Below are 21088 nucleotides of genomic sequence, written 5' to 3'. Positions count from 1 at the left end.
CTCCTCACATGGACTCGAGCAGCCGGGCTGCTCCTGCGTTGCCGCGCATTGTGCGCGAGCCCGCCCACCCCTGGCAACCCGCGTGGCGGGACGGATGACGACGGCTCGGGCTTGTTGATATGATGGGAACCATCAAAGCCACACTTGAGCCCAGTTTTGGGCATCATCGCCGGACACCCTATGCTTGCCACCAGCCTGTTGTTCATGACCAGCGCCCTCTATGCCGAAGCCATCGGTGGCTATTCGGCCGGTTGCCTGAAAAATGCCGTGGCCCTGCCCCTGTCGGGACCCGGCTATCAGGTCATTCGCAGCAAGCGTCTGCGCTATTACGGCCACCCCGATCTCATCCATTACCTGCAGGGGCTGGCGAGCCGCACCAAGCTGGCCGGCATGCCGGATCTCTACATCGCCGATCTGGCCATGGCGCGGGGCGGCCCCTTCAGCTCCGGCCACCGCAGCCACCAGACCGGTCTCGACGCCGACATCTGGTTTCGGATGGCCAACCGGCCCATCAGCAAATGGGAGCGGGATGCCCCCAAGGAGTGGGCGCTGATCGACGAGCCCAGCTACCGGGTGTTGCCCGGTCGCTTCGGGCCCCAGCAGCTCACGCTGCTGCGCCTCGCCGCCAATCAGCCCGAGGTGGCGCGGATCTTCATCAACCCCGTGCTTAAGGCCGAAGTCTGCAAACGGGCGGGGGACGAGCCCTGGGTGGCCAAGCTGCGGCCCTGGGTCGGCCACTTCAGCCACTTCCATGTCCGGCTACGCTGTCCCGCCGGTAGCCCTGATTGCCAGCCTCAGGCTCCGATCCCGCCCGGCAATGGCTGCGGCGCCGAACTGGCCTCCTGGCTGAAAGACAAACCCCAGTTGCCCAAGGTGTCGATGAGCTACCAACCACCGACCCTACCCAGCCGTTGTGGCGGCTGACCACAAGCTGGTATGGTGTCAACGCCGAATTAAATACATCCAATGGAGACAACGAGATGGCCACTTCTCTCTGGCACAAGACCACCCAGAGCCTGTTGATGTTGACCCTGCTGCTGGGGCTGACCGGGTGCGGCATGAACAACATCCCGACCCTGGACGAACAGGTCAAGGCGAGCTGGGGCCAAGTCGAGAACCAGTACCAGCGCCGTGCCGATCTCATCCCCAATCTGGTGGCCACCGTCAAAGGCTACGCCAGCCACGAGCAGGAGACCCTCAAGGCGGTGACCGATGCCCGCGCCCGGGTCGGCAGCGTGCAGGTGAGCGACCCTTCCCAGCTCAAGGAATTTGAAACAGCCCAGAACCAGCTCTCCAGTGCCCTCTCCCGCCTGATGGTGGTGGTTGAGCGTTATCCCGAGCTCAAGGCCGATCAGCAATTTCTCACCCTGCAGGCCCAGCTGGAAGGCACCGAGAACCGTATCGCCGTGGCTCGCCGCGACTACATAGAGGCGGTGCGTCAGTTCAATACCGAGATCCGCACCTTCCCGGGCGTCATCTGGTCCAAGCTGCTCTACTCGGATCTCACCGCCAAACCGAGCTTCAGCGCCAAACCCGGCACCGATGAGGCGCCCAAGGTCAGCTTCCAATGAGCCGAATAACTCGCGGGTTTTGGCCCACGTCCTTGCACAGGGGCACGGCACACCCGCTACTCCAGGCTTTGCTCTGCTGTCTGCTGCTGTGGACCGCGGCCCTGCAGGCGGCCCCCAGCTTCCCCGCCCTCAGCGGCCGGGTGGTGGATCAGGCGAATCTGATGTCCCGCAAGCAGGCCCACCAGCTGACCCAACAACTGGCAGCGTTTGAAAAACGCAGCGGCATCCAGCTGGTGGTGGTGTCCATCGATACCCTGGCCGGCGAGACCATCGAGGAGTATGGCTATCAACTCGGTCGTCACTGGGGCATAGGCCAGAAGGACAAGAACAACGGTGTGCTGCTGCTGATCGCCCAGGATGAGCGCAAGGTGCGTATCGAGGTAGGCTACGGGCTGGAAGGCGCCCTGCCCGACGCCATCGCCGCCAACATCATCCAGACCCGGATCCTGCCCGCCTTCAAGCGCGGTGACATGGTGGCCGGCATCGTCTCTGGCAGTCAGGGCATCATGCAGGCACTGGCTGGCGAGTACACACCGGCGGACGTCGCCAAGCACGACAAGGGGGGCGGCCCCTGGCTGTTCATCCTGGTGGTGGTCGCCATGATCATCTTGCACAACCTGCGAGACGGTGGGGGTGGCCCCGGTGGTCGCCGCCGGGCCGCCTATCTGGCCGGTGGCTTCGGTGCCGGACGCCCCGGCGGCGGATTCGGTGGTGGCGGCGGTTTTAGCGGCGGTGGCGGCAGTTTTGGCGGCGGTGGTGCCTCCGGCGGTTGGTAATCAGGGATCAAGAGACAACATAATGATTTCAAAACAGTTCTATCACACCCTCCAGGCCAAGGTACGACAAGCCGAGCTGGCCACGGACGCCGAGCTGGTCACAGTGCTGGCCCCCGCCAGCGACGGTTACCGCTACATTCCGACCCTCTGGGCGGCCCTGCTGGCCATGCTCACTCCGCTGCTGGTGTTCCAGCTCGGCTTCTGGCTCGGCTGGTACGAGATCCTGCTGGTGCAGTGGTCGGTCTGGCTGCTGCTCAGTCTGTTGTTCCACTGGACTCCCATCAAGATGCGGCTCATCCCGAAGAAGGTACGCCAGCACCGGGCGTCCCTGATGGCGCGCCTGCAGTTCGTCGAACAGGGGCTGCACCGCACCCGAGACAGACTCGGGGTGCTGATCTTCGTCTCGGTGGCCGAACACTATGTGGAGATCCTGGTGGACGACGGCATCGCCCAGCACATCGACAACGAGCAGTGGCAACAGATCATCGACGACTTCGTGGTGCGGGTGCGCAACAAGGAGATCGAGCAGGGTTTCCTCGAATGTGTCGAGCGCACCAGCGACATCCTGACCGACGCCTTCCCGGCCACCCGGGACCAGAACGAGTTGCCTGACAGCCTGATCATCCTGGACAAGCCTTGAGGGGTTTAAAAAACCGCCATTCTGCTTAAGGGATAGACACTCGATAAAGATTATGAAAAATAAGGGGAAAAGTGATTGACCCAGCATCCGCTTTCCCCTAAATTACGCCCCGTTCCAGCGCAACGGCGCAGCGAACCACGTGGCGATTGAACACGTTAAACAGCAGTCAAAAATTTGGTGAGGTGTCCGAGTGGCTGAAGGAGCACGCCTGGAAAGTGTGTATACGGCAACGTATCGAGGGTTCGAATCCCTCCCTCACCGCCAAATATAACCCGTTGAATTTCAACGGGTTTTTTCATTTCTAGACTTACGTGATTTTTTTCCTGGATCAACTGGGTGGAACAATCATGTATCTGAGCAAAAATGCCTCCGGCACCTACTACACACGGCTCCCTCTCCCGAAGGTTTTGCGTAACCGTGGCCTACCTTTCGCAATCCGTACCTCCCTCTGTACCAAAGAGCGCCAACTCGCCGTAGACCGTAATCTGGCCTTGGCCGCTCGTGCCCGCGCACTCATTGCGGCTACCCCTGCCGATGCCACCCCGCGTAGTTTCTATCGTTGGATCCGTGCTGAGATTGATGCCTTCAAAGCGGCGGGCTTTGCTGTGCCTCTTGCGTCCTCCCAATCCATTGCTTCCCCCGCCGAGTCCTCGCCTTGCCCCGCCAAGGGGATCGCCCTTACCCAGGCGTTTACACAGTTTCTCGACGCCAAAGCCAGCGAAGGGATCCAGCATAAATCGGTGGGCCAGCTCCAGATCCGGATCAACGCCTTCGTCACCTGGGCCAAGGGGCTCAAAGTCGATGAAGTGACGCCAACCCTGGCACAGGAGTATCGCAATGCCTTGCTGCGCAAGACCGACATCAGCTTCAAAACCAAATCGGATTACCTGGCAGCCCACAAGCAGTTTTTCCGCTGGTGCGTCACCCTGGCCTATTGCAGCCGCAACCCGTTTGAGGGGCTGACGGCGGGCAAGAAGCCCAGCAGACGAGCAGATAACGACCGGGTGCGGTGGCATCGCCCACAACTGGCTCAACTGTTTGCGAGCCTGCGCAGCAAACAATCACAGAAAGGTAAAAAATTGCGGATCCAGGACTGGTGGGTGCCCTTGCTGTGCTTGTATGCCGGACTACGGCCTTCGGAGGCTTGTCAGCTCAAGACTCAGAATATCAAGCAGATTGAGGGGGTCTGGTGTCTGGAAGTCGAGGCTGGTGAAGCAGATCAACAACTCAAAACGGATAATGCTTATCGCACTGTGCCGCTTCACAGTGCGTTGACCGGACATCAATTCTTCGACTATGTTGCGCTACGCCGCCAGCAGGGCAAAAAGTACCTGTTTGATGACAAGCCTTCGGGCAAGGATAACGACTGGTCGCATAACCTCGTCTGCCGCTTCCAGCGGCACCTTAATGAGGCTGGGATCATCGGTAAAGGTCGTCCGACGATCTATGGCATGCGCCATACCTTTGTTGATGAGCTGCAACAGGCCGATGTGTCAGAGCATATCGTTGCAGAGTTGGTTGGGCACAGTAAAAAAGGGATCACCTTTGGCCGCTATGGCAAGCGGGTTAGTGTCTCCCTCTTGAAGGAAAAGATTGAGTCGATCCCTAGCGATTTGGTCGAAATGTGAGAACCAGATCCACCAAAGCCTATAACCTCGTCTGCCGCTTCCAGCTACATCTCAATGAGGTAGACGTCATCAGTAAAGGTCGTCCGACTATCTACGGCACCCTGCTAGATCGGTAGGGGGTAGCCCGACGCAGGTGTCGGATTGTTAGCCCGCAAGACCAGCCTGCTGTGCGGTGACCCCATGAATATTTGGCAAAGGCAATAAAGATCCATAAATGGATCTTTATTGCATAAAATGCCTATGTTGCTTCCAAAATAGGACCTTGATTTAGTTACTGATAAATAATTTTGTGTTCCTTATTAGGGACATAATCATGTTAATGAACGATAATGTCCGAAAAATGGAGCATTACATGACCATCTCCAACGGCGATCCTGTAGACGTTATCACCCAAGAATTGGGGGCGAGATTGCAGCGAGTACGTTTGAATCTCAACATCACTCAGGCAGCACTTGCTCTGTTGGCAGGAGTGACTCGCAAAAAAGTGATGCACGCCGAAACAGGCAATGTCGATCTGACCACCCTCGTCAAATTGATGCGAGCAATGAACATTGCCGATCAACTCGATAGCTTCCTACCCCCGGTGCCTATCTCACCAATCCAACTTGCCCAGTTAGCAGGCAAGGAAAGGCGGCGAGCATCCGGTATATCCAGCAAGCCAAGCAAACCAGTGGTAAGCGAATGGTAAACGAGTTCATCAATGTCCATTACGCCCTGCACAAGGTCGGTGTTCTGAGTTTTGACCCAGAAACTGGGCGAGGCTATTTCGAGTACACCCCCCAGTTTATCAACACTGGCTTGCAGCTCTCCCCCCTGATGATGCCGCTCAGACAAGGGATGGTTTACAGCTTCCCTAACCTCAGTTACTCCACATTCCGATGTTTGCCTGGAATGCTGGCTGACAGCCTCCCTGACGATTTCGGTAATGCTGTCCTGAATGCCTGGGTGGCAAGTCAAGGGAAAGACCCTGCACAGATCACCCCTTTGCAACGACTGCAATATACAGGGAGCCGAGGGATGGGGGCGTTGGAATTCCGACCAGCCACACGCAAGGGGATTGCAGTCACTCCTAAAGACGTTGCGCTTGAAGATCTCGTGCGGGTGGCACAGACAGTCATTGATACCAGAACAAATTTTGAGGCGACCCTAACCCACGGTAATGGTGCCGATAGCTTTGCGATGCAACAACTGATGCAGGTGGGAATGAGTGCTGGCGGTGCGAGACCCAAGGCAGTCTTGGCGTTTGATGCCCAATTTCGCCATGTGAAATCGGGTCAGGTCGAAGCGCCGGAAGGGTGGAGCCACTACTTACTCAAGTTCGATGGCGTAAACACCCACAGAACAGATACTGAGACGTTTGGTGATCCCTTGGGGTACGGTGCCATGGAGTATGTGTACTACCTGATGGCAACGGCGGTTGGGATCAACATGTCTTATTGCAAATTACTGGAAGAAGGGGCGCGACGACATTTTCTCACGCAGCGCTTTGATCGCATTGGCAAAGAGAAAGTGCATATTCAAACACTCAACGCCATGCAGCACGTTGACTACAAAATGCCAGGTACTTATTCCTATCACGAGATTTTTCAAACAGCACGACAGTTAGCCCTCCCTGTCGAAGACGCACACCAAATCCTGTTGCGCATGATCTTCAACATCGTTGCCAGAAATCACGATGACCACCCCAAAAACTGGGCCTTCACAATGGACAATCAGGGCACATGGAGGCTGTCCCCAGCATACGATCTGGCCTTTAGCTACAAACATGGCAACAAGTGGATTAACTCGCACTGGATGACGCTCAATGGCAAGCGAGATGACTTCACGAGAAAGGATCTCCACAGCGTCGGCAAAGCCATCACGATATTTAGCCCGAAAGTTGTCGATGAAATGCTAGAGCGGGTGGTTGATGTTGTTTCCACATGGCCTAAGTTAGCGCGTGATAACGATGTGCCGCAATCCTTAGCCTATGAGGTGGGACAACACCTCCGGTTGTCATGGTGATGTGAGGTAGCCGCAAGCCCAGGGCAAACGCATGAGGGACTATTTATTATCCAGTCTGCTGAATCTAGCCAAGATCACCTGTTCTAGATAACCACGATTCATAGTTGCCATTTTTTGCTTTGCTCGCTGCGCGGTATGCCCAGCGCGATGTGGTGTACGGCAGCTAGGTTGGTCTTGGCCCCTCCCGATAAATCGGGCAGCCATAGGCACCTCGCAGCACCCAGCTGCCGTACCGATGCTGAAATCATTCGTATCTCATTGATAAATATTGTTTTTAATGCCCATCCAAAATATCCATAAAATCCAATAAAAAAATGTTGACATTAAATTTAATTTGTGATTGAAAGTGGTTGACTGTGAGATTTATACCCTGTAACGTATCGTTAAAGTCATCATTGACAGGCTACAACAACGGTATACACGAGATACAAGATGCTATTGAACTGCATGAACATGGCGTACTGAACAAGCCAAGTCGCTCAATTACTTCAATGGGTGGTCATTATATGTTTGGTTTTCAATAAGCCGTCTGGAAAGCAGCCATTCATTGATAAGCTGAAATCTCAGTTATTACCTAGAACATCTGGTTAAATTGGCAGTCTATAGTATTTTTCTTGGCTCTATCTTGAATTAGGCAGGCTGCCAAAAAAATTTGACTATATAAATCTTATCAATTATTAACATTTGGCATTTGCCAACCTATAAGTATGTTTTTTATAAAAAACTGTTTGCAAGATTGCAATCAGATTTATGCGACTTTTTTTGAATCGTTTTTCTTCTCTCAAAGTTAAAATTTCAATTTTAAGTTTGCCATTGCTATTGTTGCAGGGCGTGAACTGTCTATAACAATAAAAACGAAGGTGCGCGATGAATAGAAAATCAAATACAAGGAATGTTAAAGCCAAAAAGAATAAAGGCAAAGGCACTCAGCCATTGATGTTTAACGAAAAAACGCTTGCGGCTGCCCTGCGTCAGCACTTTGAGATCAAAAAATTTCAATGTGCGCCATCAACCAACGATATTACCAAACGAAAAATGGAACAGCTCATCGGCTGGATTGGCGATAGAGAGTTAGCGACGATTTGCACTACTGATATTGAGCTGCTTGTCGTTGACCTTTATCAGCAAGGCTATAAGGGGAATACTATCAACCAGTACCTGGACCTGCTGCGACAGGTTTATGCCAGAGCGGTCAATGATAGTGTGATCAGTGCCAGTCCAATGGACGGCATCAAAAAGTGTAAATTCGAGACCGAAGAGCCAGACCCTTTTTATCAGCACGAAATACAGGCATTTCTCGGGCAGAAAGATCTGAATTTGATTGACGTAGCACTGATCCAGCTTGGGATCACCACCGGTATGCGGATCAGTGAACTAATGGCGGTCAGTGCCGAGGCGGTCAATCTCGATAAAAAGACCTTGCTTATCGATCTCGCATTGGTTGATGGGGTGTACAAAGTACCAAAAACCAAGAGTTCAAAACGGACGATAGAGTTATCTAACCAAGCTGTTGACGCACTGCGTATCCTATTGAGTCAAACACATTGTAAGGCAAAATCGATTACTGTTCGATTGTCTGACAATCGTACTGTTACCACAATGACTCGAACGCTGCTTGCCTACTACAGTGCCAGAAAACGTATCTATAGGTCGGTTGACGAGTACCGAGAGAAATTTTTCAGACCATTCTGCAAGGTGGCTGGTGTTCGCTATCGGGGACCGTCCCATTTTAGGCACACTTATGCGAGTCAACTCCTCTCAGCGGGGATCAGTATCGAGTGGATTGCTCGTCAGATGGGACATACTGGAACGGAAATGATCCTGCGCCATTATGGGCGATGGCTAATGGAGGACGCTCCCGATTTTAGGGGGAAAGCTGATACGGTCTTTAATACCTGTATCCATGGCCATAAGCCTAAAGCTGATCTCGATGTTCATTTTGATGAAAACATAGATATAGATGCATTATTGGCAAAGCCACAGATGATGCAAAAAATAATGAATATTCTCTGTCAACGGGTGACCGGTAGTCAATAAAATAAGGTGGTAATAAGTTATAAGATGTAGTTTCAACGTCTGGCATAGACGTAAATGCTAAATGTTTTTATATTATCTGGGTGGACTAGATTTCACCCTCCCTAGCATAAAATAAGGGCCACTAAGAGCCCAGAGGAATTCATTCTATGGCTACCGATAAAACCAAGCTGGAATACGTAAAGCTGGCAAAGAATTTTTATCTGCGCTTGGCACAAAAAGGCTTAAAGCTCACTGTGAAAAATATTGCTGATGAGTTGTTGGGGTGTGCCCCCGGATATCGCCCTGATTATTGGCGACGTCTACGCTGCGCTTTAGCATATCATCAAAAAGATCAGGGCTATGACGATGCCGCTAAACGCACCCTTGGGTTGCGCAACCCTGTAACGGCCAAGGGCAGCAAGACGCCGGTAAAAAAGAAACAAAACAGAGTTAAGACCATCAATTCTGCTGACGAAAACGCGCTCATCACATATTTTAAAGAGCATGGCGATATGAGTATGGCGGCTGCTATTATACTGTTCAAATACTCTGGAATCAGACCCGCAGAACTCGCTGCTGTTAAAGTGGATGGCACCAAACTGACTATTGAGGGGGCAAAAAAGAGTCATAATGGCACACGAGGCGCAGATAGAACATTACTGTTTGAGGGAACGGATCCACGTTGGTTAGCTGCGGTAGTCAGAGAAGCGCAGCTCATGAATATTGGGGCAATGCAAGACAAGCTGCGATTTGTTGGTAAGAAATTATGGCCGAGGCGTAAATCACTCCCCACGTTTTATAGTTGGCGTCACCAACTCGGCTCTGAGCTCAAGGCGACAGGACTGGATCGCCTGCGCATTGCCTATTTGATGGGCCATCAAGCAACGGCTTCGGTCGATCGTTACGGAAATCGAAAAACAGCAAAAGGAGGAGTGCTGCCGGGTTGTCCTGCTGATGCCGATCTGAGTCACATCAGAGTGACGCATGATCTGCCGTCAGCGGATAAAAAAAGTTATAGCAAGCCGAACACACCGGTCATGGCGCAGGGATCAAGTCAAGAATTTCATAGCAATGAGCAACTGTCGGGAATGGCTGCTTTTATATCTAGCATGAAAATCAACGGGGATGATTTTTCGTTGAAATAATGTGAGAACCTAACGCGCATAGGTTAATCAGATCTGGGGGGATGGCGCATATTTATAGTATTCAGCAGCGGACACTAATATCACGAGTGATGCTGGCTGGTGCGCACGTAAGTGCGCAATGGGGGCGACCGTAAGTACGCTGAGGAAGCTCCCCGGAAGTACGTCATCCTGAACCATACTTACGCACGCAAGCTGCGCGTAAGTATGGGGGTGTGTCGAGGTTACGAGACCGGAACCCCCGTAGAGAGCTTGCGAACGAAGTGGGGTGGAGAACCCTTTTTTATGGATGGCATGAAGCGAGCAATATGGCATGACAAAGGTGCCGAATATAGGTGTCAAGGTGGAGTCTGACGAAGCATGAGGAAGAACGACCTTGACACCTATATTATAGGTGACGGTCATCCATATTGATTGCGCAATGCCATTCATAAAAATAGATTGGACATAATAGTCAGGCACATTATTTATTGGCTGCACATCAAATTATACTCTGAGGGTTGTAGTACCCAATATATAACAATAAACAGGCGGTAGAGCCGAGGATAATAAAATGACAATAACAAAAGAAGCTACATCGGGGAATAAGATGCTGTCACTCCACGTTAACGAGTGCAGCACCACACCGCAGGGTCAACAGGCTGTGATGAGTGGTGAACGGCTGCTCCTGCCGGATCTTAGCCCCACTGGCCGCCCCATCAAAACGAGCGGCAATTTACTCGCCATTATTCAATTCCATGCATGGTCTCCGCGTTACAATCAAATGACGGGTGAGCCAGAGCTGGCTGGCGCCAATGGTGAGCGTCTGGGGGGATCTGAGGCGGGCCAGCGTTCGGCGCTGGTCGATGCCTGCCAATTGGCAGGTGTACAGGACGCAGCCATTGAAGAACATTTAGTCGCTATCTGTGAACGCACCAGTTACCACCCTGTACGCCACTGGTTGGAGAGCGGGGAGCCATGGGACGGCACAGCACGTATTGATGCCGTGATCGCCACGTTGAATGCCGTCAATCCAGTATATGCAGCTGCTGTTTTGCGTGCCTGGTTGGTCGGGTGTGTTGCAGCGCTGTATGAGCCACACTGGCACTCAAAGTTGGTGCCTGTACTCGCGGGTGGACAGTCCTTCCGTAAATCCGCATGGATCAGCCGTTTTGCTGCCGTGGTGCCAGGCTCGACGCTGGACTGCGCCGTCAATCCTGACAAACCCGATGATGTTCGCCGCGCAGTGTCTGCGTGGGTCGTGGAGCTGGCTGAGCTGGAGAGCACGACCAAGCACGAAGCGGGTTCCCTCAAAGCCTTCCTGACCCGAGAGAACGACTGTTTTCGTCTACCCTATGCCCGCAGTATGACCACCAAACCGCGTCAGACGGCATTCATTGCTACGGTCAACGGTACGGGTTTCCTCAAAGATGCAACCGGCAACACCCGATTTGCGGTTATCGAACTCTCTGCGGCGGCGGATATGGATGCCCTAAATACAATCCTCGGCTGGAGCTGGGACGCGGGTCGCGTTCGTCACACCGAGCCCGAGCAATTGCGTCAGTTCTGGTTGGAGGTCAAGGAGCATTATGATGCCGGAGCATCATGGTTTCTGGATGACAAAACGGCTGCCCTGGCCGCCACTGCAAACGGGGCTCATACCGACAAAGGCCCAGTGTATGAATTTATCTGTCATCACTACCTGTCGAGTGAATATTCCAAGACTGAAAAGCTTATTGCGAGCGAACTCTGCGCCCGCCACGGTGAGAAGTTGAGTATGGCGGGAGCCTGGGGTAAAGCTCTCAAGGCGCTTGTGGAGGAGGGGAAGATCGTAAGCACACCAGGGAGAGCCAACCAAACTCAGTATAGTTTGCCGGTGGTAACCCCAAAGCCGGTGGACAACGCCGACAAGTAACCCGAGCCCTGCCGCTGAGGCGGGGCTTTTTTTGTCCGCTGGGTTGGCGGATGGTTAGGTGGTTAGACTCTGGTTAGGGGCGATATGATTTGCTTAACCAGTCGGAGTACCTTGTGATGACTGGCCTACAGATGCTTTTGGTTAAATGGTTAAGTAGTTTTTATATAAATAAAAGCATTTGGGATACCGGGAGGAGCGTTTCAAGGTATTCGCTCCTCAACAGATCTAATCGCTTTATAGCAATGCTGCTTAACCGCCTAACCATGATCACCTCAAACTCAGTCATGGCGCTGGTGAGAGACTGATTAAGTGCCACAGAGCCAGTCTAACTAGAATCTAACCAAAATAGACCAAGACGTTTTTTAATTGCCGTTGGCCAACGGCAAGTCATCCAGTTCAAACACCAGTCCAAGGGTCAATCCAACCGCTTTTTAGTCTGTTCCCAGCCAGATAGATGGTTCCACTGCACACAGTCTCCCTGATAAATGAGCAGTGTAATCAATGATGAGCCCCATTGAATCCCTTTTGGTGTTCTAAATAATTCCCAGCCGTTCCCGATGGCAGCTCCACTTCAATAAGGGCAACAGCGTTGGCTCTAGCTACTCATTGTACTTATGCAGCAGAGTTGCAGGTAGGCTGGGTGGCCTGGCCGGATGGCGCGAATACTTATTCGATGGCGCTCAGCCCCCCTTCTTTCCTCCGTGTGGAAAAACAGTTCGGTTTCATTTTGTAGTTTCATACGCCATGGCACCGATCGTAGTTGAGCTGATTAACCGTTCTTAGTTGCTGTATCACAGGTAATCATTTGCAAGCCCACTACTGAACAGTTCTTCCGCATCCTGAGCAATAGCAATCGCATCCCGCACCTCCCGCCGTTTCAAGTCGAGCACTCGTAGTTTGCCGTTTGCCTTCACCTGGGCGATGGACTCTATCCGGCGATAAACATCGGGGTGGCTCGCAGCATACAGCGCCAAGCCTTGAAGCTTGACCAGAGCATCACTCAAATGGAGCCCATGCGGATCAACTAGATCGACAACAAGGGAACCGTCCTGCTCAGCAAAAAACAGAAAGTCAGGACGGACAATTCCATACTGCCCGGATTTCTCATAGGCAATACCCAGTGAAGATTGTCCAGGTTGTTGCGGATTTCGATACCAGTAGTAAAAACCGGGCCTTGCCGATTCAGTTTCTACAACCGTCCGTTCCCAATCATTCAGTTCAGCCGGGTACTTGCCTACGTGATCGCACAGTAAATGGTTATCCCAAACTGGAATAACTCTCACCTTGCTATTTTCGTTCGCCTTGGTCGCCTCATACCTAGCTTCTGGTTTCAGCAATCCGACGTCCTGCGGCTCCGCACTCATCTCGATAATCTGTCGATAGGACTCTCTGCGATCATCGCCCAGTGCCTTGATCTGCGCCCCATACTTATCCAGCCAATCCTTTACGAGATTATCTGCCTTGCCATCGAAGTAAGCCTGCACCTCCATCACCAGCCCCAAACCAGCAACGGTCACACGAGCTTCGACAATGGCTTCCAAGAATGCTTCCGGATCGCCTTCGCGGTCAGTTTCCTGACTCGCCAGATGATCAACATACGAATGGGCAATCGCTGGACTAAAGATACGTGCCGAACGGCGATAGGCATCGTCGATCGCAGCCACGTCAGCGTCTTCCCAGAACTGTTCGAGACTCCGGCCCTGGCCCAACATGTCTGCTTTCACGGTCTTGCCATCCACAACCAATACGGACTGCCGCTTGGCCTTGATCTTGGCTTCGTTGTCGGTCTGAAATTTATCCAAGGCGGCGTGCATCTTGGTATGGGCCAGCCTGCCAGCACCGGACAGAATCTCGTCGGACGCCAATTCATGTGCCAACGCAGTCAATCTGACCGCAGGTTTAGCTCCACGCTGTGGACGCGTTTGTGCTGGCAACGCTTCGAATGTCTCCCACAGGGCAGACGAAACAGTAGGGTTCGGCCGCACTTCAATGTAATCGATCAAGACGCGTCCAGGCGTCGCAGCCTCGTTGCCTGTCGTCAGCTCATCGACCACCTGCTCCACGGCTTTACGATTGAACTTAGGCAGCAAGCAGTCCACGGCATTCAAGCGATCATTACCAGGGATACGACGAGCCAGCGGAGAACGCACAAGACGCCCCAACAACTGAGTTATATGGGTCTTGTCGCTAGCAGCCCGGAAAGAAACCATGACCTCAGCTCGTGGACAGTCCCAGCCTGTGCTAATGGCATCCTTGGCAATCAGCACCCGCACCCACTTCGATTCTTCAACCCGTTGCGGTTCGATGTAGGGCACGTCGCGATTGCCGAATCGTTGTGTAGTGTGCTCTCCAAAAACATGTGCCACACTGGAAGAAGTCAGCTCGGGGTAGCGCTCGAAAATGGTATCCAGTGCCCGCCCAATTTCATCAGGATCAGGTGTGTTGGGAACCTGTAAAACCATCAGGGGGATGACAACCTGGCTTTCCTGCTGCTGTCTGGAGTAAGCTCCCCAAGCCGCAGTGGACTCTTTTAACTTATCTGTCGCACGCCGCACCAGCACGGTATCGAAATCACCGACATTGTCAGGGATATCTAACAGGATTGTGTCCTTGATAAGGCCAGACTCCTGTACTTTAGACGCATCAACTTCGACATTCGGCAATTTGATATGCTTACCTGCCGACTCAATCGCCTTGTTGAACCGTTCCACAGTAGCCGAAATGCCCCATACCACTGGGATACCGGGCACACTACCGACACCATTGATGAGCCGTTGGACAATAGTGCTCTTGGCGTTCTGGCTAGCTGCCGTCTGTGCCCCCATGCCTCGGTGAGCTTCATCCAATACTAGATAGAGCGTCAAGTCTGGGTCTTCGATAGTATTTTGAATGGTGTCCCAGATAGTGTATGCACGCAGGTCTGGGCGCATTTCAGGGAAGGTACTATCCAGTTTGGCTGCCATTTCCTCGGGGTCATGCCCACGCACCAACAAGCTGTTCTTACCAAGCTTCTGGGTATTAAGAAAGTAAATTTTCCCCGCTTGGAACTTAGGCCTGTTAAAGCTGTTTTCCACCACCACTAGATCGGTGTAATTGATACGATCACTGGCCTCGATAAAGCGAAAGCGAGTCTGCTCATTTAACGAAGGATCATCGCTGAACCAGATCACCACTGCGCCCGGGTCGGCATCAAAACTGAATTCATCGTCACCGTGAAACAATGCTTCGAAGGTTGCGGCTGCCATGACTGTCTTACCAGCACCGGTTACCGCAGTCAGTGAAAACGCAGTTCTATCTGACTCGTTTTGCCACAGGCGGCGAGCTTTGCACAAATTATTCAAGGAGTCGCGGACGGCGTCGCGCTGATAGTCTTTGAGCGTGAACTTCATCCATTATTCTCCGTTGGTGAAGCTAAAGTTGGTGAGATACGATTCGTACAGGCGCACTGGCTCGACGTAATCTGGCAACCGCTTGGCAATAGCTTGGAAGCGTCGATCATCGTTGGTAACGATATAGGCAATGTGTAGCCCAGCAACCTCGGCCAGCGCCTTAATAAAAGGTGTGGTTGCATCAACGTTGCTTAGCAGTCCATAGGCATCCGCTACCGCCCAACCATCGCTTGGCAGCTTGTCTATACGACGACCCCGCGCACCGGCTCGCATCCACAGCAGCGGCGCAATTCGGTTGAAAGCAAGGTTATAACTGATAGAAACCGGGGTTTCGTAGGTCAGGGTAAAGAACTCGGCGTTTTCCTCAAAGCCTTCGGCCATCGGGAATTCATCGGTAAACTTATAGTCGCCCTTGATCGGTTCATTGTCTGGAGTCTTGCCCGTGATGGCTGCTGCAACACGAGGCTTGGTTATATGGTCGCAGATGCCCCACTTTTCCCATTCATCATCACCAGGCCGCAAACACTGTTCCCTGAGCTTCTTCTGCTCATCTGCGCCAACTTCATTGTTTGTGACACTAATGCTCTGGCGGCGACCGCCATCTTGGCGATTCAGACGCATAATGGCGTGAGCTGTGGTACCGGAGCCAGAGAAAAAGTCCACAACGATAGCTTCGGGCTTGTTGGCAACGAAAAATCTCAACGCATCCTCTACTGCGTAGAGTGATTTGGGGAAAGGAAAACGACGATCCGGAATCAACTTAGACAAAATCAGCGATCCACCATTCTCCGCATTGTGAGAGGCCATGTTCCATACACGCTTTGGAATTACACCCTTGCGCTCTCGATGAATAGCTCTTACAGCACCATCTGGATCATGCCCAACTACATCAATTCGCCCATCCCGAATCGCATTGACAGTACCACTTGGCAGATAGTGAATTGCGACCTGACCACTTTCCGGCTTGTAGTTGCGTGCGCGTATAAATCCATCTTGGAGATATCTCCTAGCCGTTTCAGGTGTGATGCCCCAAAGACCCTCACCGCCCTTCGGCCTTAGTGGCCAAATTGGAATTGTTCCTTTCGGCGATGTCACTGTCATTCGATCCACGTTATCGGGGATTGGATCACCTATGGATTCAATGAAACCTGAAACTACATCGACGAATATTGGGTAAAACTGATTTGGACGAGCCCCTCGCTTCGCAGTAGGTTCGCGACGGCGAAGTCCAAGCCAATCAATATCACGTCCGATTTGCGCAGTAGCCGAGCGAGAATCGTCCAGCATATTCTGTTCACCAAGTTGGACACTAGCATTACCCAGGCTTACAAAATAAATAAACTCCTCTACCCGTGAGAACTGGCCAAACCGAGCGACACCCTTTGCGCTAATAACTGTTGTAACCATTTCGATTTGTGCTTCTGGAAATACCTGTTCCAATAGTAATCCAAGTCTCAAATACTCCTTTTCGTCAATGGTGACGATTAACACTGAATCCACTGGATTCAACAGTTCTTTAGCTACTAACAGGCGGCGCTCCATCATCGCCAACCACTTGCTGTGTCGATATAGGTCATCACCGGCAACATAGTCGTTATTGTACTTCCAGTCCTTTGCTCCCGTGTTGTACGGTGGGTCAATGTAAATGGCATCCACCCTGCCTCGATGGGTGTAGGTCAGCGCCTTGAGGACATGGTAGTTTTCGCCATTAATGACCGTATGATAAGGCTTATCGCTGCCACGCAGTACCTTGCCGGTACTGATCAGACCGGGGTAGATGGCATCGCGGAACTCGGCCACCACCACCAGATTGTCCAACGTCACGGTCTGCATTTCGACCTCTGCCGCATCCAACAACTCTAAAACAGCCGTTCTCTTGGCTCTGTGGATGATCTTTACCTGCCACAGTCGCTGATCACCCTTCTTGGTAGAGCCACGCGCCGGTAATACGCGCACTTTGTCACCCTTGCGGATTGGTCGCAGTGGCAACTCAACTACCTCCGGGCTATGCCGTTCGAAGTTCAGTCCAAAGGGAAGACGTGACGACAGAATCTTAAACTCTCGATCCAACTCGGCCCCTAATGCCGAATCTTTGGCTTTTGCCTTAGCAATCAAATCAGTAAGTCTGGACACGGAAATTTTTCTCTCTTTTTTATCTTCGCTTTATAACCCGGTTGGACTACGCCGCAATGCTTGTAAATCGTGGTTTGAGATATACCATTGCAGCGATCCACGGGCGGCTACCAGCTATGCCTGCGCCCGTTCCCGAATCATGCCATGTGCAAACTCTGCGAGTATCGCGAACACATGGAAAACCAGTTTGCCCGCCTCGCAGTTCAAGACCGGCCACAATCTGCACCAAATCAGGCAAACAAGGGCCTAGCTGCTCCAGCCGTCCGACGAGAGTATCCCAGGCTCGTATGAGCGCATCGCGCTGGCGTAAGTCTAGGTACTGGCCATTGGTCGATACGCGGTCGTATCCTTTGCGTTGGTTCATTGGCGCAATCAGAACACTAAAAATTGGTGGGTATATTAACACTCGGCGGCAGCTTCGGCGAAACCAAAAGCAGAGGGCTTCGGAGTGCCCAGAAAACCCCTGTTCTATGGACGGTATACTGTATGTGTTGAAGAGCAAACACCCGTTGCCTGCACAAAAAACATGCTGTTGATAGCAGCATGATCATTAAAGCGTGGGCGGCTACCCCGAGGTTATAGCTGTCTGTAGTGGTATGAGCGGTTGTAAGGACGGTTAGATCTTCTTGCTGATGGGTTGTCGAGTTATGCCGAACATATGAAAAATGACCTCATTCAGTCAATTTGGTTTTGTTAGCAGTGACCACTACAAACTATTTGCGAGACTTTTCAGCGCACGCTTCCATGTGTCATCGATACGGATTGTCAAATCTCGGCCCTCAAGGGCCACTTTGAATGTCGTGCCGGAAGATTTCCGCTCACCTACCTGCATCGCCCTCCAGAGTTCGAATCCAGCGGAAAAAAGTGGCTCTTTAGCTGGCAGCGCCGATTTCCGATCCAGCGCGGCTCCCAGTTGGCTTAATTGCAAAAACTTTACTCGATTGTCTGCGCCAATGAAGTGCCGAAAAATCACACGGCCGGATTCGGGATCACTCACACACCGCGTCAGAACATGCCGCCCTTTGCGCTCAATGAGTTCATCAGACAACTCGGGCGTCATATCTAGGCAAAATTGACGATACGCATCTGAAAAGCGATTTTGCAGCAGAGCTTGGTGGTCTGGGTTTCGCACAAAAATCGTCAGGGTTCCCCCTTTCAAGGTCACATCGAAGTGTTCAAATGGTACTGTTGCTGTCCCGCCATTTCTCGAACGGTCGACGAGAACTGCCAGTTCCTCACGCATATGGTGGATGTCGTCCGCGGACATCATGGCCTCATCATCCTGCCGTATCATCTGATCAAGCAGAAATATGGGGTACGTACGCAGTTTGTTGCGTCCACCAAATGCATTACGAATAGTGAATGGGGTATTAGGCAACCTCCAATGATTAAAGCTATCGAGTTCCCCAAAGGCCCAGGCGCCCTCATACAATATCCGGTTGCGTCGTACCGCAGCCTCATCGACAGCCGTCCGCGTGACATCAGCGTGGAAGGCGAAAAAGAGACCCATTGAATGAGTTTCGCTTTGATACATTCGTAGACGCTGGTGCACACAGCTGATTTGCCTCTGCAAAAACATCAGTACCATTGCAGGTGGTGAGTTATCCAAACGTTCCCATTTGGCGTAGCTGTTGGTATTGCCACAACCGAGCAGGCTGGCCATCTCCGCTTGAGTAATGGGGGTTGGCATATCGTACATCTCGGAGAGATAGAGTCTCACTGATCTAATGTGTTCTGGGGTGAGTTCCAGCTGCGGGATTTCAAATTTCAAAGCCATAGATGTACTCTTAGGTGGGTGTTCACTGCGCTTTTTCCCCTGTCCTAAAACAAGGCTGATAAGATATCATGCTGCCTATTGGGATTGTCAATATCCTATTTATTCAAGTTAGGAGAGCACCCTATGAGCGAGCGCAACATTGCAACCACATGGTTTCGAATGTGGCTGATTGGCTGATTGGCTGGGGCGATCAGGTGCGGATGGTTAGCGCTTTGATATTATTGAGGCCAGACAGCGCTCGGCGCAGGTTTATGTCTGCCAGCTGACAAATGTGCCGAATGTGGTCATTGATGAGCATTTGGCCACTCTCTAGGATGAACGACCCAAAGCCGCAATTAGAGGGGCTCACTTGATCTGATAACGGGTATTTCTGCCACCACCTGGCATTTTTTCAAGGCAGTTTTTATCAAGTAAATCAGTAAGATGACGTGTTGCGGTAGCCTTGCTGACCCCGGCCATCTTCTGATATCGGCTGGCAGTAATGTCCTGCAAAAAACCGTTCTCGTCACTGTCTAACAGCATTCGATCAAGCAACGCGGCCTGTTCTGCATTCAGTCGTTCGGAACCCCGTTGCTGCCAGAAACGGTTTTTGACCAGGGTCCGCGTGAACGTCTGCCGAGCTTGCTCCAGCGTGGCATTGAGGGTATCCAAAAACCAGACCAGCCAAGTGGTGACATCCAGGCTGCCTTTCTGGACCTGTCCCAGCACTCTATAGTAATCGGCCCGTTGCGCGAATATGGTCGCCGACATGGCATACAGGCGGATGCTCTGGCTATCGGCCTGAGAGAGAGCCAAATCGGTGAGGGCACGAGTAATACGACCATTGCCATCATCAAACGGGTGCAGCGTGACAACCCACAGGTGGCAGATGGCGGCACGTAGTAGAGGGTCAAGGCAGGGGTTATCCAGACTTGTATTAAACCAGTCGATAAAGGTGGTCAATGCCTGAGCTAGCCCTAGGCGCGGTGGGGCCTCGAAATGCACGATTGGTTGATCTAGTTGCCCAGATACCACTTGCATCGGCTCATCACCGCGCAGCTGACCCACGCGTACACGCTGCAATATCCTGTCGTCAGCGGGAAACAACCAGAGATGCCATTGCAGAAGGCGCTCCTGCGTCAGAGTCTGATTTCGATTGTCGATAGCATCGAGCATCAAGTTGGCCAATCCCTCAGAGCGAGCTGAGGTGGGATAGGGCCGAGGCTCCGATATATCTAGGCGATGAGCTAGCGATGAGCGTACCGATTGGGCATTGAGTCGTTCATCTTCGATGGCCGATGAGGCGAGGATATTGGCCAGTAGCGTATCGAGTGCCAGGGATTGTTGCTCCAGTGTCGAACAGTGGACTGAATGGAGGCCGAGGAGATACCCCATATTACGGTGCGCCACGCGCAGCAGTGGCTGTAGCTGTTCATCTTGCCAGCAAAAATTTGGCCAGTCCTCATGCTGCCAGATCCAGTCAGTTACCATGTGTTTGTCTCGTGATTTATCGTTGCAGGGTTCGGACTGTGACTGCGGAATGCCACATTTTGAGTCGAATCGATAACACATTTGGCTCAAAATATGAGCCGATAATAGCTGTGATTCGGCTCACTGCACAACCGAGATAGCGGAAACCACTGATTTTGGCTTAGTTAGCCAAAACCTTGAGCTGCTCTGCCCCCTACAGGCGACTACTAATGTACCAGTGGAAGGCTCGACTAAGCGCGCTCAGTCATCCAGAGAGGCAGCGACGTAACTCACATTACCATCGTGAATAAATTGACTTTTCTGTATTTTGTTATATAAGATGTATGGGAAATTTCATGACAAAAGCTTGAGTCAATCAGGCTGTTTTTTGTATCGATAAAGTCGACGTAAGTTATTGAAATTTAAGGTTTTATTTGAGCTGTGATGGATGCGAACGAGGGTTCGAATCCCTCCCTCACCGCCAAATTGAAAAGCCGACCTCAGGGTCTGCTTTTTGCTTTCCAAGTCGACACATATCTCTGATGTCGACGAGGGAGGGCGAGAACCCTCGCCGGGTTCGAGCAGAGCGGCTTGCCGCGATGAACGGCCGCGGGCCGCCCCGAAGGGGTGAGCCACGCAGTGGCGAATCATCCCTCCCTCACCGCCAAA

General features: G+C 52.2%; 14 protein-coding genes, 1 tRNA gene and 1 other RNA gene. 12 read left to right on the top strand and 4 right to left on the bottom strand.

What is annotated here, in order from left to right:
* The first annotated feature begins 180 nt into the window (after positions 1-180).
* The 11 genes from mepA to BN1124_RS08285 all read left to right on the top strand — a co-directional run bounded on the left by mepA (position 181) and on the right by BN1124_RS08285 (position 11671).
* The gene (mepA, locus tag BN1124_RS08335; RefSeq protein WP_042640948.1) at positions 181-924 is read left to right on the top strand and encodes a penicillin-insensitive murein endopeptidase; all 744 of its coding nucleotides are present in this window, start codon (positions 181-183) and stop codon (positions 922-924) included.
* A gap of 56 nt (positions 925-980) precedes the next feature.
* The gene (locus BN1124_RS08330) at positions 981-1571 is read left to right on the top strand and encodes a LemA family protein (protein WP_042640769.1); all 591 of its coding nucleotides are present in this window, start codon (positions 981-983) and stop codon (positions 1569-1571) included.
* Positions 1568-2347, top strand: coding sequence for a TPM domain-containing protein (locus BN1124_RS08325; protein WP_082041494.1), 780 nt, complete (start codon positions 1568-1570; stop codon positions 2345-2347). Before BN1124_RS08330 ends, BN1124_RS08325 begins: the two co-directional genes overlap by 4 nt.
* Positions 2348-2369: 22 nt before the next feature.
* Complete coding sequence (locus BN1124_RS08320; RefSeq protein ID WP_042640765.1) at positions 2370-2987, top strand: TPM domain-containing protein; 618 nt, start codon at positions 2370-2372, stop codon at positions 2985-2987.
* 176 nt (positions 2988-3163) lie between these two features.
* Positions 3164-3251: transfer RNA gene (locus BN1124_RS08315), tRNA-Ser, on the top strand.
* 83 nt (positions 3252-3334) lie between these two features.
* On the top strand, positions 3335-4615 hold the full coding sequence (locus BN1124_RS08310; protein ID WP_231553614.1) for a site-specific integrase: 1281 nt from the start codon (positions 3335-3337) through the stop codon (positions 4613-4615).
* A gap of 352 nt (positions 4616-4967) precedes the next feature.
* Entirely contained in the window at positions 4968-5303 is a 336-nt protein-coding gene (locus BN1124_RS08305) for a helix-turn-helix transcriptional regulator (protein WP_042640944.1), read from the top strand.
* Entirely contained in the window at positions 5297-6619 is a 1323-nt protein-coding gene (locus BN1124_RS08300; protein WP_042640763.1) for a type II toxin-antitoxin system HipA family toxin, read from the top strand. The genes BN1124_RS08305 and BN1124_RS08300 overlap by 7 nt, the downstream gene beginning before the upstream one ends.
* Positions 6620-7486: 867 nt before the next feature.
* Positions 7487-8656: a tyrosine-type recombinase/integrase gene (locus BN1124_RS08295; protein WP_197066190.1), complete on the top strand. Its 1170-nt coding sequence runs from the start codon at positions 7487-7489 to the stop codon at positions 8654-8656.
* A 146-nt stretch (positions 8657-8802) separates the two neighbouring features.
* Positions 8803-9780: a site-specific integrase gene (locus BN1124_RS08290; RefSeq protein WP_052445580.1), complete on the top strand. Its 978-nt coding sequence runs from the start codon at positions 8803-8805 to the stop codon at positions 9778-9780.
* Positions 9781-10330: 550 nt separating this feature from the next.
* A complete protein-coding gene (locus BN1124_RS08285; protein ID WP_042640760.1) occupies positions 10331-11671 on the top strand; it encodes a VapE domain-containing protein in 1341 nt (446 codons plus the stop codon).
* Positions 11672-12462: 791 nt separating this feature from the next.
* Here BN1124_RS08285 and BN1124_RS08280 read toward each other — a convergent pair.
* From BN1124_RS08280 to BN1124_RS08265, 4 genes are all read right to left on the bottom strand, one after another.
* On the bottom strand, positions 12463-15060 hold the full coding sequence (locus tag BN1124_RS08280; RefSeq protein ID WP_042640758.1) for a DEAD/DEAH box helicase: 2598 nt from the start codon (positions 15058-15060) through the stop codon (positions 12463-12465).
* Positions 15061-15063: 3 nt separating this feature from the next.
* The gene (locus tag BN1124_RS08275) at positions 15064-17193 is read right to left on the bottom strand and encodes a site-specific DNA-methyltransferase (RefSeq protein ID WP_042640756.1); all 2130 of its coding nucleotides are present in this window, start codon (positions 17191-17193) and stop codon (positions 15064-15066) included.
* Between the two features lie 706 nt (positions 17194-17899).
* Positions 17900-18970, bottom strand: coding sequence for a helix-turn-helix domain-containing protein (locus BN1124_RS08270; RefSeq protein WP_042640754.1), 1071 nt, complete (start codon positions 18968-18970; stop codon positions 17900-17902).
* Positions 18971-19315: 345 nt separating this feature from the next.
* Positions 19316-20440 (bottom strand): Fic family protein, encoded by a 1125-nt coding sequence (locus BN1124_RS08265; protein ID WP_042640752.1) that lies wholly within the window; start codon positions 20438-20440, stop codon positions 19316-19318.
* Between the two features lie 517 nt (positions 20441-20957).
* Here BN1124_RS08265 and BN1124_RS20825 point away from each other — a divergent pair.
* Positions 20958-21086, top strand: a non-coding RNA gene (locus BN1124_RS20825) — RtT sRNA.
* The last annotated feature ends 2 nt before the right edge of the window (positions 21087-21088 follow it).

The organism is Aeromonas eucrenophila (genome assembly GCF_000819865.1).
Taxonomy (GTDB): Bacteria; Pseudomonadota; Gammaproteobacteria; order Enterobacterales; family Aeromonadaceae; genus Aeromonas; species Aeromonas eucrenophila.
This window is presented reverse-complemented; position numbering and strand designations above follow the sequence as displayed.

Bases quoted from the DNA above. Each gene is read 5' to 3' on its own strand.
- BN1124_RS08320 (WP_042640765.1), top strand. From the start codon at position 2,370: ATGATTTCAAAACAGTTCTATCACACCCTCCAGGCCAAGGTACGACAA.
- mepA (WP_042640948.1), top strand. From the start codon at position 181: ATGCTTGCCACCAGCCTGTTGTTCATGACCAGCGCCCTCTATGCCGAA.
- BN1124_RS08305 (WP_042640944.1), top strand. From the start codon at position 4,968: ATGACCATCTCCAACGGCGATCCTGTAGACGTTATCACCCAAGAATTG.
- BN1124_RS08270 (WP_042640754.1), bottom strand. From the start codon at position 18,970: ATGGCTTTGAAATTTGAAATCCCGCAGCTGGAACTCACCCCAGAACAC.
- BN1124_RS08325 (WP_082041494.1), top strand. From the start codon at position 1,568: ATGAGCCGAATAACTCGCGGGTTTTGGCCCACGTCCTTGCACAGGGGC.
- BN1124_RS08285 (WP_042640760.1), top strand. From the start codon at position 10,331: ATGACAATAACAAAAGAAGCTACATCGGGGAATAAGATGCTGTCACTC.
- BN1124_RS08265 (WP_042640752.1), bottom strand. From the start codon at position 20,440: ATGGTAACTGACTGGATCTGGCAGCATGAGGACTGGCCAAATTTTTGC.
- BN1124_RS08310 (WP_231553614.1), top strand. From the start codon at position 3,335: ATGTATCTGAGCAAAAATGCCTCCGGCACCTACTACACACGGCTCCCT.
- BN1124_RS08295 (WP_197066190.1), top strand. From the start codon at position 7,487: ATGAATAGAAAATCAAATACAAGGAATGTTAAAGCCAAAAAGAATAAA.
- BN1124_RS08300 (WP_042640763.1), top strand. From the start codon at position 5,297: ATGGTAAACGAGTTCATCAATGTCCATTACGCCCTGCACAAGGTCGGT.
- BN1124_RS08290 (WP_052445580.1), top strand. From the start codon at position 8,803: ATGGCTACCGATAAAACCAAGCTGGAATACGTAAAGCTGGCAAAGAAT.
- BN1124_RS08280 (WP_042640758.1), bottom strand. From the start codon at position 15,060: ATGAAGTTCACGCTCAAAGACTATCAGCGCGACGCCGTCCGCGACTCC.
- BN1124_RS08330 (WP_042640769.1), top strand. From the start codon at position 981: ATGGCCACTTCTCTCTGGCACAAGACCACCCAGAGCCTGTTGATGTTG.